The 12,685-nt window shown below is 68.8% G+C and carries 12 protein-coding genes; 5 read left to right on the top strand and 7 right to left on the bottom strand.

Annotation, left to right across the window (positions count from 1 at the left end; all coding sequences use genetic code 11):
* Positions 1-8 precede the first annotated feature (8 nt).
* From HWX36_RS09855 to HWX36_RS09835, 5 genes are all read right to left on the bottom strand, one after another.
* A complete protein-coding gene (locus HWX36_RS09855) occupies positions 9-731 on the bottom strand; it encodes an ABC transporter permease subunit (protein ID WP_175951924.1) in 723 nt (240 codons plus the stop codon).
* A gap of 92 nt (positions 732-823) precedes the next feature.
* Positions 824-1,684 (bottom strand): transporter substrate-binding domain-containing protein, encoded by an 861-nt coding sequence (locus HWX36_RS09850; protein WP_175952164.1) that lies wholly within the window; start codon positions 1,682-1,684, stop codon positions 824-826.
* A 443-nt stretch (positions 1,685-2,127) separates the two neighbouring features.
* Positions 2,128-3,261, bottom strand: coding sequence for a TIGR03364 family FAD-dependent oxidoreductase (locus HWX36_RS09845; RefSeq protein WP_244136350.1), 1,134 nt, complete (start codon positions 3,259-3,261; stop codon positions 2,128-2,130).
* A gap of 223 nt (positions 3,262-3,484) precedes the next feature.
* The gene (locus HWX36_RS09840) at positions 3,485-3,646 is read right to left on the bottom strand and encodes a hypothetical protein (RefSeq protein ID WP_175951922.1); all 162 of its coding nucleotides are present in this window, start codon (positions 3,644-3,646) and stop codon (positions 3,485-3,487) included.
* A complete protein-coding gene (locus HWX36_RS09835; protein ID WP_175951921.1) occupies positions 3,643-4,605 on the bottom strand; it encodes a 1-phosphofructokinase family hexose kinase in 963 nt (320 codons plus the stop codon). Before HWX36_RS09835 ends, HWX36_RS09840 begins: the two co-directional genes overlap by 4 nt.
* Before the next feature lie 229 nt (positions 4,606-4,834).
* On the opposite strand from HWX36_RS09835, the gene HWX36_RS09830 reads away from it, so the two are divergent.
* Positions 4,835-6,628 carry an adenosylcobalamin-dependent ribonucleoside-diphosphate reductase gene (locus tag HWX36_RS09830; RefSeq protein WP_175951920.1) on the top strand — a complete coding sequence of 598 codons (1,794 nt, stop codon included), beginning with the start codon at positions 4,835-4,837 and terminating at the stop codon, positions 6,626-6,628.
* A 23-nt stretch (positions 6,629-6,651) separates the two neighbouring features.
* Here HWX36_RS09830 and ftsH read toward each other — a convergent pair whose 3' ends face one another.
* Positions 6,652-8,571 carry an ATP-dependent zinc metalloprotease FtsH gene (gene ftsH / locus HWX36_RS09825; RefSeq protein WP_175951919.1) on the bottom strand — a complete coding sequence of 640 codons (1,920 nt, stop codon included), beginning with the start codon at positions 8,569-8,571 and terminating at the stop codon, positions 6,652-6,654.
* 43 nt (positions 8,572-8,614) lie between these two features.
* Positions 8,615-9,262 (bottom strand): BON domain-containing protein, encoded by a 648-nt coding sequence (locus HWX36_RS09820; RefSeq protein ID WP_175951918.1) that lies wholly within the window; start codon positions 9,260-9,262, stop codon positions 8,615-8,617.
* A gap of 279 nt (positions 9,263-9,541) precedes the next feature.
* On the opposite strand from HWX36_RS09820, the gene HWX36_RS09815 reads away from it, so the two are divergent.
* The 4 genes from HWX36_RS09815 to HWX36_RS09800 are packed head-to-tail and all read left to right on the top strand — an operon-like array spanning position 9,542 to position 12,677.
* Positions 9,542-9,730, top strand: a complete 189-nt coding sequence (locus tag HWX36_RS09815; protein WP_175951917.1) for a DUF2964 family protein — start codon at positions 9,542-9,544, stop codon at positions 9,728-9,730.
* A gap of 27 nt (positions 9,731-9,757) precedes the next feature.
* A complete protein-coding gene (locus HWX36_RS09810; protein WP_175951916.1) occupies positions 9,758-10,894 on the top strand; it encodes an ABC transporter permease in 1,137 nt (378 codons plus the stop codon).
* On the top strand, positions 10,891-11,595 hold the full coding sequence (locus HWX36_RS09805) for an ABC transporter ATP-binding protein (RefSeq protein ID WP_175952163.1): 705 nt from the start codon (positions 10,891-10,893) through the stop codon (positions 11,593-11,595). The genes HWX36_RS09810 and HWX36_RS09805 overlap by 4 nt, the downstream gene beginning before the upstream one ends.
* Entirely contained in the window at positions 11,592-12,677 is a 1,086-nt protein-coding gene (locus tag HWX36_RS09800; protein ID WP_175951915.1) for a biotin/lipoyl-binding protein, read from the top strand. The genes HWX36_RS09805 and HWX36_RS09800 overlap by 4 nt, the downstream gene beginning before the upstream one ends.
* Positions 12,678-12,685 lie beyond the last annotated feature (8 nt).

The following is a 12,685-nucleotide window of genomic DNA, read 5'->3' as shown; positions in this document are numbered from 1 at the left end:
GCGCTCCGTCAGTTGCGTGCGAAGTTGCGGCGGAACGACCGGCCGACGATCGCTTCGGCCCGGTTGAACACGCGGTTCGACAGCCCCGTCATGACCAGGTAGAGCGCGCCGCCCGCGACGAAGAACACGAAATACTGATGGGTCGAATTCGCCGCGATCTGGCTCGTGCGCAGCAGCTCGGCGAGCCCGGTGACCGAGATCAGCGCCGAATCCTTCAGGCTCAGCTGCCACACGTTGCCGATGCCGGGCAACGCGAAGCGCAGGACCTGCGGAATCAGGATGCGGCGCAACACCATGCCGCGCGGCATGCCGATCGCGCGCGCCGCTTCGAGCTCGCCCTTCGACACGGCGAGCACGGCCGCGCGATACACCTCGGCCTGGTACGCGCCGGAAATCATCCCCACCGCCAGCGCGCCGATCACGAACGGCGGCACGCCGATGAAGCCTTCCGCGCCGAACCACTGGCCGACGGCCGTGACGAGCGTCGAGCCGCCGAAATAGAACAGGTAGATGACCAGCAGCTCGGGTACGCCGCGAAACACCGTCGTGTACAGGTCGCCGAGCAGGCGGGCGCTGCGGTAGCGCGACAGCTTCGCGGCCGCGATAGCCGCGCCGATCACGGCGCCGACCGCGAGCGCGGCAAGCGTCAGCGCAACCGTCATCAGCGCGGCGAGCAGCAGCACGCCGCCCCAGCCTTCGGTTCCGAAGCCCAGCATTTCAAGGATCGCCATGCGTGCCTCCCGGCAAGCGTTGATAGGATCGGCAGGATGTGCGCCGCCGCGCGCGGCTCATGCCGCTTGCGCGGCGGCGGCCGGACGCGCGCTTACGGCGTGACGTCGGTCTTGAACCATTTGTCGGCGAGCTTCTTCACGGTGCCGTCCGCGAGCGCGGCGCCGATCGCCGTATCGAACTTCGTCTTCAGGTCGGCATCCTGCTTGCGGAAGGCCAGCCCTTCGCCCGGCCCCCAGATCGGCCCGCCGAGCTTCGGGCCCGCGAGCACGATCGATGCGTTGTCCTTCTTCGCGTTGTTCGCCGCGTAGTACGTCACATCGTCGAACGATGCGTCGATACGGCCGGCGACGAGGTCGAGATCGCGCTCGGGCGAGGTCTTGTACACGCGGATCGACGCGATGTCCTTGAAGCTGTCGTTGATGAACTTCGTATAGACGGTGCCCGACTGGATGCCGATCGTCTTGCCCTTCAGTTGCTTGCGCAGCGCGTCGACGGTGGGCTTGTCGGCGTTCGCGTCGCCCGACAGCTTGACGATCGGCGCGCCCGGCGCCGCCTTCGGCAGGATCTTCGTATCGGTGACGGCGAACGTCGCGGGCGTGGCCGCATAAGGACGCGAGAACAGCAGGATCTTCTCGCGATCCGGCGTGATCGAGATCGCATCCATCAGGACATCGAACTTGCCGGCCTGCAGCCCCGGAATCATCCCGTCCCAGTCCTGCGCGACCATGTTGCACTGCACCTTGATACGCTCGCACACGTTGGCGAGCAGTTCGGGCTCGAAGCCGCCGAGCTTGCCGCCCGGCAGCGTGAGGTTCCACGGCGCGTAGCCGCCTTCGAGCGCCACCGTCACGGTCTTCCATTCCTTCGCCTGCACCGGCGCCGAAAGCGTGGTCGCAGCCGCCGCAACGATACCGATCGTCCTGACTGCCCACTTGATGCGCTTGCCGTTCACGAAATTTCTCCTTGCGTTGAAGTTCGTCATCCCCTCGGTCATGCAAGCCGCCTCAGGAATTTGTCTATACAAGCATGCAAGAAGAAAAACGAAGCGACAAGCGTTGATCAAAAAAAACCGGGCAAACGCGGGAAATCCCCTAATAACGGGGGTTTTTCGTGCCTCTTCGCGGTGATTCGCGGCACGAATCTGGTGCATTTAGTATGACCTTTCCATCAGGATGACTAGACACATTCATGATTCGACTGTTTCGCTAAACACGCTGAAATCGCCAGTCGAATGCCACGGTCATGCCTGCAAGCGCATCGCTCGAAACCACGCATCGGCGGAATCGGTCATGCGGGCCGGCCGCGTGCGCCGCCCGTCAGTCCGCTTGGGCGCACGCCGGCCAAGCCGGCGCAACCCGCGCACCCGGCAACCGCGCGACGCGCATGCGCACGCCGTCACCACGCGGCAAACACGTCCTGCGCGATCCCGAAGCCCGTGCTCATCCCGGCGCCGCTCGTCACGACGACGACGCGCGTGCCGTCATCCGGCGCCTCGATCACGCAATCGGCATCGGCTGCGGACGGATAGCTGCCGGTCCAGCGTTCGAGGATGTCCAGTTCCGGTATATCGAGCGTCTCGTGCAGCAGGCGCAGGATCTGGGCGTCGATCTCCTGCGTCGCGAACGGCAGCGGCGCGGCGCCGTATTCATGCGAATCGCCCACCACGAGACTGCCGTCGGCGCTCTGCACCGCGATCAGGTGGATGCCGTAACCGAGGCACACCGGTTCCTCCGCCCTCAGGCGCGTGCGCAATGCGGCGGCGGCGGGCAGCGCCGCGAAACCCGCATACCGCAGCAGGCTCAGGTCGCTCATCACCGCGGCGGGCAGCGCCAACGGGCGGCGCGGCCGCACGCGCAGCATCTGCAACTGGCACAGCCGGACCGCGTGCCGCGCGAACCAGTCGCCGTACAGGTGACGGCTGTCTGCATTGCCGCAGACGATCACGCGCTCCGCGTGCAACACGCCGCGCGACGTCCGCACGGTCGGCGTGCGCACCTCGTGCACCATCTCGCCGTAGCGGAAGCGCACGCCAAAGCGTTCCGCCAGCCACGACGCCAGCAACCCGATCGCGGTACGCGGCTCGATGCGCAGTTCATGCGGGCTGTGCAGCACGCCTTGCGCGCCGTCCAGCCGCAGCGCCGGCGCCACGGCCGCCGCTTCGCCGGGCGTCATGACCCGGCAGCCGTCGGCCATGCCGGTCTGCATGAAGGCATCGATCAGCTGCATCGCCTCGGGGCGACGCGCAATCAGGTGCAGGCCCCGGTGGAGCACGTCGATACCGGCTTGCGGCGCGACGTCCGCCCAGACCTCGCGGCTCGCCCTCGCACGCCGCCAGCCATGTTCCGCGTGCTGCCCGGTGACGGTGACGAAGCCGAAATTGCGGATCGACGCGCCCACGCATGCGGCATCGCGTTCGACCAGGCAGACGCTCAACCCCTTGAGGGCGGCCGTATAGGCATGCGCGAGGCCGACGATGCCGGCGCCGACGATGACCACGTCATAAGAATCTGCCGCTGCGATGGCATTCACGATTGCACGTTCCTTCTGTCGAGATGACACACGCGCCCCCTTCGGGGCGAACGTTCCGGCTACCGCTTGCCGCACCCCGCGTGCGGATCCGCCGGGAGCGGCGCGAACCGGCGCCGGGTTTCGCACTATCGCGACGCGAGATGACATTCGAATGAAAACACACAAAACAGCATGAATTGGCATATTTTGCCATATCGACACGCGGCGAAACCCGCTTCGGCGGTCAGCGCGGCAGCGCAGCGGGATCGTAGCGATCGCGCGGATTCCGCCGCATCCATTCGTCCGCGCCGGCCGCTGCCGGCATCGACTCGCCCGTCCCGGCGCCGGCGGACGATGCCTGCGGCCGGCACGACAGCGGCGGGCATCCGATCGAGCGGACGCTCATGCCATCCCTCCCGCAATGGCCGTGCCGCTTGCCTGCGCAACCAGTTCCGCATGAATCCGCTCGACGTCGGCGCGCGTGCACAGCGCCGTGCCGGGATGCTCGACCGACGCGGCCGATGCCGCCAGCGCATAGCGGCACGCATCGTCGAACGGCACGCCGCGCGCCAGCGCCCAGACCATCCCGCCGACGAAGCTGTCTCCGGCACCCACCGTGCTGTGCACCGTCGCGGGTCTGCCCGGCAGGCGCAGCGCGCGCTCGCGCGTGACGACCCATGCGCCGCGCGCGCCGAGTGTCACTGCAACGATGTCCGCCCGTCCTTGCGCGACGAGCTCGCCCGCCTTGGCGCATGCCGACGCTTCGTCGAGCGCTTCGCCGGCCAGCGCGCTCAGTTCGTCGAGGCTGGGCTTCACGAGATGGACCCCGGCGTCGAGGGCCGCACGCAGCGCCGGGCCCGCCGCATCGACGACCACCCGGCTGCCGTTCGCGGCGGCCGCGCGCGCGAGCGTGGCGTACAGGTCGTCGGGTGCGCCGGGCGGCAGGCTGCCGCTCAGCACCAGATAGCGCGGCGCGGGTTGCAGGGCCGCGATGCGTGTCGCGCAGTCGCGCCACTCGGCTGCGGTGACCGACGGCCCCGGCATCAGGAACCGGTATTCGCGCCCCGTCGCCGTTTCGGTCACGCAGACGTTCTCGCGCGTCTCGCCGGCGATCCGCAGGCGCACGGCCGGCACCTGTTCGGCTTCGAGCAGCAGCGTCAGCACATCGCCGGTCGGCCCGCCCGCCAGGTATAGCGCAACGCAGTCGCCGCCGAGACGGTGAACGGTCCGCGCGACGTTGATCCCGCCGCCGCCGGGATCCCGCCGTGGCCGCGCGCAGCGCAGCTTGTGCGTATCGACGATGTGTTCGACCGACGTCGAGACATCGACGGCCGGATTCAACGTGACGGTAACGATCTCGGTCATGGCGCGCAGCCGGTAAAAGGCGCGATTCGCGGGCTGGCACGACGCACGCCTGCGCCGTGGCGGGTGCCGGCCGCCGGCGCGGGCCGGCCCTGGCGCCACCTTACGTGCGCCCCTTCGCGCGACATTGATGGCCGTCAAGCCATGCCGCAACCGCGCCGGATTGCGCTCGATCAACGACGCGGGCGGGCAGGCCCTTACAGTGACTCATCCGTCGTCGCCGAGCCCCGCCATGGACGAGCAGCCGCTTTGCACCACCGTGTTCGCCGAGCGCTATGCGCAGCCCGGCGAAACGTCGCGCGCGGCCGTCTTTCAGCGTGTCGCCCGTGCACTGTCGCTCGCCGAGCCGCCCGCGCTGCGCGCGCGGGCCGAGCGCATGTTCTTCCTGAACCTGCAGCGCGGCGCGATCGGCGCCGGCCGCATCATGGCGAATGCCGGCTCGAACGCAGGCGGGACGATGATCAACTGTTTCGTCCACCCGCTCGCGGTTCCGCCGGACCTGCCGCTGCAAGGCGTTGATGCCGCGCTCGCGCAGGCGCTCGACGACGCCCGGCTCACGCTGCTGATGGGCGGCGGCATCGGCTACGACTTCTCGCCGGTGCCGCCCGCCGGCGCATACGAACGCCGCCTGTCGCCCGAACGCGGCGTATGTGCGGCGATCGACCGATTCGATGCGATGTGCCGCGCACTACCGTTCGCCGGCCCGCGCCGCGGCGCGCAGATGGGCGTCCTGCGCTGCGATCATCCGGACCTGCTTGCGTTCGTCACGGCCAAGCGCGGGCGAACGCGCTGGCCAACCTTCAACCTGTCGGTCGGCATCACGGACGCGTTCATGGAAGCGGTCGCGCACGACCTGCCATGGGCGCTCGTCCATCACGCGCCGCGCCATGCAGCCGCCGTTGCGCCGCCCCGGCGGCCGGACGGGCGCTACCTTCATGCGACGGTCCCCGCTCGCAGGATGTGGCAAGCGATCGTCTGCGCCGCACGCGACAGCGCCGAACCCGGGCTGCTGTTCCTCGACACGATCCGCGACGCGAATCCGCTGCGCGAGCACGAGCGGATCGACGCGACGAACCCGTGCGGCGAACAGCCGCTGCCGCCCTACGGCAGCTGCGTGCTCGGGCCGATCGACCTGTCGCGGTTCGTGCGCCATCCGTTCGGACTCGACGGCGCGCCGTGCTTCGATTTCGCGACGCTTGCCGACGCGGTGCGCGTCCAGGTCCGCCTGCTCGACGACGTGCTCGACCTCACCGCGTGGCCGCTCGCCGCGCATGCACGTGAAGCGCAGCGGACGCGGCGCATCGGTGTCGGCGTGACGGGCCTGGGCGACGCGCTGACGATGCTGCGGCTGCGCTACGACAGCGTCGACGCGCGCGCCTGTGCGCGCAGCATCGCGCTGACGATGCGCGAGCACGCGTTTGCCGCATCGGCCGCGCTGGCCGCCGAGCGCGGCGCGTTTCCCGCTTACGATCCGGCCGCTTACCTGACCGGCCCCGCATACCGCACGCGCCTGCCGCTGAAGGTGCATCACGCGATCGCGCGGCACGGGCTGCGCAACAGCCATCTGCTGTCGTTCGCGCCGGCCGGCAGCGTGAGCCTCGCGTTCTGCGACAACTGCTCGAACGGCATCGAGCCGGCCGTCGGCTGGACGCAGCGCCGGATGGTCCGCACGGCAGACGGGCAGGTGCGCGCGTACCGGGTACAGAATCATGCTTACCGGCTCTTTCGCGCGCTGCACGGCGACGGCGTCGCGCTGCCGGACTATTTCGCCACCGCGGCCGAGATCGCGCCGGCCGATCACGTCGCGATGCTCGCGGCGCTCCAGCCCTGCGTCGACGCCGGCATCTCGAAGACGGTGACGACGGACAGCCAGTGTTCGCTGGCTCAGGTCGACGCGTTGTTCTTCGCGGCGTGGCGCGAACGGCTCAAGGGCATCACGGTGTTTCGGCCCGATCCGCGGCTCGCGTCGGTCGTCACCGACGACACCGCGCAATTGCGCGACGGCGCGGTCTGCATCGGCTGTTGAGCGGCCCGATCGACGGCAGCCGGTCAGGCCGGCGCGGCCGTCGCCGTCGCCGTCGCCGGCTCCGCATCGGCGCGCGCAGGCCCCGGCGCACCGCCGCCATCGTCCGGCGGCGCGATGAGCGCCACCAGCGTGTCGTGATCGATCGACTCGTGCTGCAGCAGGCACCGCGCGATCCGTTCAAGCGCGTCGCGATGCCCGCCGAGCGTCGCCGCGACCCGCACGTGCGCCTCTTCGAGCAACGCGCGCACTTCCTCGTCGATCAACTGCGCGGTGTGTTCGCTGCACCGGCCGTCGCCCGGCGTCCACACGCCGGGCGAACCGCCCTGCGGCGTCGCGTCGTCAAGCGTCGCCAGGCCGAGCTTCGCGCTCATCCCGTACTGCATGACCATGTGGCGCGCCAGCGCGGTCGCGCGTTCGAGATCGTTCTGTGCGCCGGTCGACACGTCGCCGAACGCGATTTCCTCGGCCACCCGGCCGCCGAGCAGCACGTCGAGCCGGTCGAGCAGCTCGCTCTTGCGCAGCACGTAGCGATCCTCGGTCGGCACCTGCTGCGTGTAGCCGAGCGCCGCGATGCCGCGCGGGATGATCGACACCTTCTTCACCGGATCGCAATGCACGCGGCTTTGCGCGACGAGCGCGTGCCCCGCTTCGTGGTACGCGATGGTCCGCTTTTCCTCGTCGTTCATCACGCGGCTCTTGCGCTCCATGCCCGTCATCGCGCGATCGATCGCCTCGTCGAAGTCGGCCATGCCGATCGCCGGCTTGCCGAGTTCGGCCGCATGCAGCGCGGCCTCGTTGACGACGTTCGCGAGATCCGCGCCGACGAAGCCCGGCGTGCGCTGCGCGAGTTCGCCGAGATCGACGTCGGCCGCGAGCTTCACGTGCTTCACGTGCACGCCGAGGATCTGCCGCCGGCCATTCACGTCGGGCCGGTCGATCGCGATGTGGCGATCGAAGCGCCCGGGCCGCAGCAGCGCGGGATCGAGGATCTCGGGCCGGTTGGTCGCGGCCATGATGATCACGCCCGAATTGGCCTGGAAGCCGTCCATCTCGACAAGCAGCTGGTTGAGCGTCTGCTCGCGCTCGTCGTTGCCGGACATCAGGCCGACACCGCGCGCCTTGCCGAGCGCGTCGAGCTCGTCGATGAACACGATGCACGGCGCCTTCTGCTGCGCCTGCTCGAACAGGTCGCGCACGCGGGCCGCGCCGACCCCGACGAACATCTCGACGAACGCCGAGCCGCTGATCGTGAAGAACGGCACGGCCGCCTCGCCGGCCACCGCGCGCGCGAGCAGCGTCTTGCCGGTGCCGGGCGCGCCGACGATCAGCACGCCCTTCGGGATCTTGCCGCCGAGCCGCTGGTAGCGCTCGGGGTTGCGCAGGAACGCGACGATCTGCTGCAGCTCGGCCTTCGCCTCGTCGATGCCGGCGATGTCGTCGAACGTGATGCCGGTTTCCTGCTGCACGTACACGCGCGCCCGGCTTTTGCCCATGCCGCTCAGGTCCCGGACCCCGCCCGGCCTGCGCATCATGAAGCTCCAGAAGGTCACGAGGAGGATCACCGGCAATAGCCAGCCGGCAAGCGTTTCGAGCCAGCCCGAATCCGGCGCGCCGCGATAGCGGATGCCGGCGGCCGTGAGTTCGGTGACGAGACGATCGTCGGCCACCCGGTTGGTCGTGAAGCGCCACGGCGGCCCCGCCTTCTTCACGGCGACCGCGTCGGAGGCCGGCAGCGCCGCGCCGGCTTCCGGCATGCGCAGCGCGCCCGAGATCGACGACTGGCCGACGTCGAGATCGTCGACGAGCCGCGCGTCGACCAGCCGGTGAAAGTCGCTGTACGAAATCGTCGTCGTTGCCGGCTGGGCCATCAGCAGCTGATACGCCACCAGCGCGGCAAACGCGAACGGGATCAGCAGTCCGGAGTAATCGAATGATTTTTTCATGGTGTCAGGCCGGCATGGCGGGGTCGGGCCCGCGCATGCATCGTCAGGCAACGGTCAGCCGGTCGACGACCTCGCGCACGCCCCTGACCGACGCGGCCGCGCCGCAAGCGGCACGCCGTTCGGCGAGCGACGCGACCGTGCCCGTCAGCGTGACGATGCCGTCGGCGGCCGCGATCGAGATCCCCGCGGATTCGCGCTGCGCGCGCCGCGCGAGCGCTTCGGCGATCCGGGTGCCGACGTCCGGCACCGTAGGGTCGGCGCGCACGCGGATGCGATTCGCGACGCCGACGACGCCGATCATCCGGCTCACCATCGCTTCCGCCGCGCGGCTCTGGAACGCGTGATCCACTTCGCCGTCGAGCGTCACGCAGCCGTGATCGACCTCGACGCGAATCTTGCGATCGCGCAGCGCCTCCTGCCAGCCGAGCGCGAACGTGATCGCGATCGCCAGCTCCTGATCCGCGCACGCGTTCTCCGGCGGCGTGACGTTCAGTTCGAGCACGAGCGCGCGCGCATCCGCGACATGCAGCACCGTTTTCTGCGCCTCGAGCTTCTGCGCCCAGCTGTCGACCGTGCCGCGCAGCGTCACGATCCGGTCGCGTACGTCGACGTCGATCCGGCGCGCATCGATCGCCGGATTCCAGAACAACGCCTGCTCGACATCCTGCTTGAGTGCTGCATCGGACTTCATGTCGGTCTCCCGTCGGCCCGCGTGTCGATCGCGACACTTGCGATCGGTGACGGGCCGCACCGGATCCAGCATCGCGCAAGGCGGCGCCGGCGGCTTGACGAGGATCAAGCAACGGCGTGCCGGTGGCGGCGGCCATCGGGCGCGCGCCAGCCGGATTCGTCCGTTGATACAGATCAACCTTGCGGCAAAGCGCGACGCGATCATGACGCCAGACACCGCGAAACCCGTGACAACCGGCACGTTTCGCATCCGCAAGGCAGCCGGCCCAGGGAGACAGTCATGAACCGCAGGCAATACCGGATCGCGCTCGCGACGCTCAGCGTGTTCATCGCACTTGCATCGCTGGCCGGCGTCGTCCACGGGATGCTGTTCGACGAGCGGGTATTCAGGTACTCGATCGTCACGCTGATCCTGAGCATCCTCTCGTTCGTCGTCCTGCTGAACCTCGCGCCGGGCGACCGCCCCTGATACGCGCGGCCCCATGCATCGCCCATCATGAACGGCATCCTCCGCCTCGCGTTCAAGCTGCTCGTCAACGACAGCGCGAAATTCACCGCGCTGACCGTCGGCATCACGTTCTCGGTGCTGCTGATGATCGAGATGACGTCGCTGTTCGCCGGCATCCTGAACAAGTCGTCGGCGTCCGTGATCAACATCGGCGCGAAGGTGTGGGTGATGGACCCGGCCGTGCAGACGATCGCGAACAGCATCGGCATGCCCGACTACGTGCTCGACGCGGTGCGCAGCATCGACGGCGTCAAGTATGCGGTGCCGCTCTACTCCGGCGCCGCGCTCGTGAAGCTGCGCTCCGGCACCTACCAGGCCGTGACGGTCGTCGGCCTCGACGACGCGAGCCTGCTCGGCCGCCCGACGATGCTGCAGGGCCGGATCGAGGACATCTACGCGGAGAACGGCTTCATCGCGATCCAGGATCCGGAGTTTCCGAAGCTCGAGAATCCGTCGGTCGGCACCGATTTCGAATTGAACGACCACCGCGGCGTGATCGTCGGCATCGCGAAGGTCGCGGCCAGCGGCCTGTTCGGCACGCCGACGCTCTACACCACCTATGCCCGTGCGATCCAGTACATTCCGTCGCCGCGCTTCACCACGTCGTACATCCTCGTCGAGCCGAAGTCGGATGCGGACATCGCGCACATCAAGGCCGTCGTGACATCGCTCGGCTATCGCGCGTACACACGCGACGAATTCATCGCGCAGATCGCGCGCTTCTACAAGTATCAGACCGGCCTCGGCACCAACATCCTGCTGATGACGATCATCAGCTTCATCATCGGCCTGTCGATCTCCGGCCAGACCTTCTATGCGTTCATCCTCGAGAACCTGGACAAGTTCGGCGCGCTGAAGGCGATCGGCGCGAAAAGCCGTGAGCTCGTCGCGATGATCCTGTTCCAGGCGACGTTTACCGCGCTGACCGGCTACGGGCTCGGCGTTGGCCTGTGCGTGCTCCTGATCAGCCTCGCGAAGCTGCAGATTCCCGACTACGCGGCGCTCGTCACCTACGGCAACCTGGCGCTCGCGTTCGGCATGGTGGTCGTGATCGCGGCGATCTCGAGCTATCTCGGCGTGCGGCGCGTGCTGCGCATCGAGCCGTTCGACATCTTCCGGGGCTGACGATGGCGAAGGTCGCGATCGACGCACACGGCGTCAGCAAATGGTTCGGCGAAGGCGACGCGCGCACGCAGGCGCTGCGCGACGTGTCGATGCAGGCGAGCTTCGGCGAGATGCTGCTGATCGTCGGGCCGTCCGGCAGCGGCAAGACGACGCTGCTCAGCGTGATCTCGGGCATCCTGCGGCCGGAATCCGGCTCGGTATCGATCGACGGCGTCGACCTGTGGGCGCAGCCGAACGACGCGATTGCCGATTTCCGGCTGAACCGGATCGGCTTCGTTTTTCAGGATTACCACCTGTTTCCGCGGCTCACGACAGCCGAGAACGTCGCGATCCCGCTGATCCTGAAGCGCCGCCCGTGGGACGACGCGATCAAGGAGGCGCTCGGCTATCTCGAGGTCGTCGGGCTCGCGAACCGCGCGCACCTGCCGCCCGTCAAGCTGTCCGGCGGCGAACAGCAGCGTGTGGCGATCGCGCGCGCGATCGTCAGCCAGCCCGACCTGCTGATCCTCGACGAGCCGACCGCGTCGCTCGACGGCGACACGGGCCGCATGATCATCGACTTCGTCAAGCACAAGGTGCTGAACGACACGCGCTGCATCGTGATCGTCACGCACGACGCGCGCATCTTCGAATACGCGGACCGCATCCTGCGGATGGAAGACGGCAGGCTGAACGGCATCGAGCGCGGAGGTGCGCGATGAAACACCGGTTCGTGTTCGCGGCGGCCGTGCTCGGCCTGCTCGCCAGCCTCGTCGCCGCCTGGCTCTACAGCCGCCAGGAGCCGCCGCAGCCGCCGGTGTTCAAGCCGGCGGCCAATCCGTATGCGCGCGGCGTGTATGCGAACGGCATCGTCGAGAGCGAGCAGGCGGCCGGCGCGAACGTGAACGTCTACCCGGACGTGACGGGCGCGGTGACGCGCATCCTCGTGCACGACGGCGATCCGGTGAAGGCCGGCGATGCGCTGCTGACGATCGACGACTCGGTGCAGCGCGCCACCGCCGCGCAGCTCGCGGCGCAGGCCGACGCCGCCGCCGCGCTGCTCGACGAGCTGAAGGCGCAGCCCCGCCGCGAGGTGCTCGACGTGGCGAGCGCGCAGACGACGGCCGCGCAGGCCAGCCTGAAGCTCGCGCAGGACCAGTACGACAAGCAGCGGCGCGCGTACGACATCGACCCGAAGGCCGTGAGCCGCGATGCGCTCGACACGGCCGCGAACTCGGTACGTGTCGCGGCGGCCAACCTCGATGTCGTGACGCGGCAATATCGCCTGACGAAAGCCGGCGCCTGGAGTTACGACGTGCGCAACCAGGAAGCACAGGCCATCGCGCTGCGGCGCGCGGCCGACGCGGCCGCCGCGCTGCTCGCCCGCTACACGCTGCGCGCGCCGGCCGACGGCACCGTGCTCGCGATGAACGCGGCCGTCGGCTCCTACCTGACTTCGCAGGGGCTGTACGACACCTACACCCAAGGCAACGCGCCCGTGGCGGTGCTCGGCACGCCGGCCGACCGCCTGCAGGTGCGCTGCTACGTCGACGAAATCCTGATCCACCAGCTGCCCGACCTGCACGCGCTGAAGGCGCACATGTTCGTGCGCGGCACGTCGGTCGAGGCCGACCTCCAGTTCGTCCGCGTGCAGCCGTACGTGACGCCGAAGATCGAACTGTCCGACCAGCGCACCGAGCGCGTCGACGTGCGGGTGTTGCCGGTCATTTTCCGTATCGTCCCGAACAAGGCTGTCCAGTTGTTTCCCGGGCAGATCGTCGATGTATACGTGGCCGGCAAATAATCGCCGCG

The organism is Burkholderia sp. BCC0405 (assembly GCF_902833075.1).
Lineage (GTDB): Bacteria > Pseudomonadota > Gammaproteobacteria > Burkholderiales > Burkholderiaceae > Burkholderia.
This window is presented reverse-complemented; position numbering and strand designations above follow the sequence as displayed.

What these genes read in the sequence shown, in the direction of transcription:
- HWX36_RS09820 (WP_175951918.1), bottom strand. Translation starts at nt 9,262, where the DNA reads ATGAAGTCCGATGCAGCACTCAAGCAGGATGTCGAGCAGGCGTTGTTC.
- HWX36_RS09855 (WP_175951924.1), bottom strand. Translation starts at nt 731, where the DNA reads ATGGCGATCCTTGAAATGCTGGGCTTCGGAACCGAAGGCTGGGGCGGC.
- HWX36_RS09830 (WP_175951920.1), top strand. Translation starts at nt 4,835, where the DNA reads ATGGACGAGCAGCCGCTTTGCACCACCGTGTTCGCCGAGCGCTATGCG.
- HWX36_RS09800 (WP_175951915.1), top strand. Translation starts at nt 11,592, where the DNA reads ATGAAACACCGGTTCGTGTTCGCGGCGGCCGTGCTCGGCCTGCTCGCC.
- HWX36_RS09810 (WP_175951916.1), top strand. Translation starts at nt 9,758, where the DNA reads ATGAACGGCATCCTCCGCCTCGCGTTCAAGCTGCTCGTCAACGACAGC.
- HWX36_RS09835 (WP_175951921.1), bottom strand. Translation starts at nt 4,605, where the DNA reads ATGACCGAGATCGTTACCGTCACGTTGAATCCGGCCGTCGATGTCTCG.
- ftsH (WP_175951919.1), bottom strand. Translation starts at nt 8,571, where the DNA reads ATGAAAAAATCATTCGATTACTCCGGACTGCTGATCCCGTTCGCGTTT.
- HWX36_RS09815 (WP_175951917.1), top strand. Translation starts at nt 9,542, where the DNA reads ATGAACCGCAGGCAATACCGGATCGCGCTCGCGACGCTCAGCGTGTTC.
- HWX36_RS09840 (WP_175951922.1), bottom strand. Translation starts at nt 3,646, where the DNA reads ATGAGCGTCCGCTCGATCGGATGCCCGCCGCTGTCGTGCCGGCCGCAG.